This window comes from Kitasatospora putterlickiae, assembly GCF_039527695.1.
GTDB lineage: Bacteria > Actinomycetota > Actinomycetes > Streptomycetales > Streptomycetaceae > Kitasatospora > Kitasatospora putterlickiae.
On the sequence record NZ_BAAAKJ010000506.1, the window covers coordinates 1 to 1,122 of the forward strand.

The 1,122-nt window shown below is 77.3% G+C and carries 1 protein-coding gene and 1 pseudogene; both read left to right on the forward strand.

From position 1 onward, the window contains the following. A pseudogene (locus tag ABD308_RS38080) lies at positions 1-652 on the forward strand (condensation domain-containing protein); the annotation flags it as partial. Further along, positions 649-1,122: N,N-dimethylformamidase beta subunit family domain-containing protein (locus tag ABD308_RS38085; protein WP_344345449.1), on the forward strand; the 474-nt coding region annotated here is incomplete at its 3' end. The pseudogene ABD308_RS38080 and the gene ABD308_RS38085, both read left to right, overlap by 4 nt.

A 1,122-nucleotide genomic window follows, 5' to 3' on the forward strand; every position in this document is an offset into this window, starting at 1 on the left:
CGCCCCCGACCGGGGCCACCCGTCGGCGGCGGTGATGCCGATCGCCGGGAACCGGGCCGCGGGCGAGCACCGCGACCTGGTCAGCACGCTCTCCCAGGACGCCCTGGTCGTCCTCGACCTGCCGGAGGACCTCGACGGCGGCGCCGTCTTCACCGACCTGCTGCCGGCCGCCTGGCGGGCCGCCCTGGCCGGGTACCGGGCGGCCGCCTACGACCCGGTGGAGTGGGACGCCCTGCTCGCCCGGATCGCCCGCGAGCGGGGCGTCGAGGTGCACCCGTACTGCTGCTTCAACGACATGCGGCTCGTCGAACGGCCGCTGTCCGCACCGGAGTTGCCGACGCCCGAGGAGCTGTCCGGACTCCGTCGCCGAACCGTGGTGGACTTCCCGGCCACCCAGGAACTGGTCGCCTGCCGGTACTGCCTCCACCTCACCGGCGACGACGCCGCGCTCACCGTCACGCTCACCGCCGACACCGCCTACCTGCCGCCGGAGGCGATCCACGCCCACCTGCGGGCGATCGAGGAGGTGGTGGTCGCCTCCGCCGCCGGTGCCCCGCCCCGGCTCGCGGCCCTGCCGGGACTGCTGGAACGCTTCACCGGCCAGGGGCTCACCGCTCCTCGGGCCGCCGACCAGCGGGACCCGGCCTCGTGACGGCGACCGGCCCCGACGGCGTCCCGCGTCCGCTCGCCGGCGCCGAGGCGACCTCCTGCGCGCAGGGCGGACGGCTGCGCTTCCGCCTCGGCGGCCGGGGTGTGGAGGGCCGGCCGCTGCGCGGGCGGGTCGTCGTCACCGACGAGGTGAGCGGGGCGGTGCGGCTGAAGGCGGCCCTCCCCGGCGTCACCCACTGGGAGCTCGACGTCCCCGATCACTGGCCGAGTTCGCTCTACCGGGCGAGCTTCCACGACGAGCGGCCCGAGCAGCCCGCGCCCGGACGCGACGCCGAGCACGAGGTGTGGTTCGCCGTGCGCGCCGCCCGTCCCGGAACCACCTCCGGGATCCTCGTCTCGATCCCCTTCGCCACCTGGCGCGCCTACCACCGGGCCGGCCAGCCCGGGCGGGGCCTCTACTACGCCGAGCAGCCCGGCCGCGCCGCCCGCGTCCGGCTCGACGCCCCCGGCGGG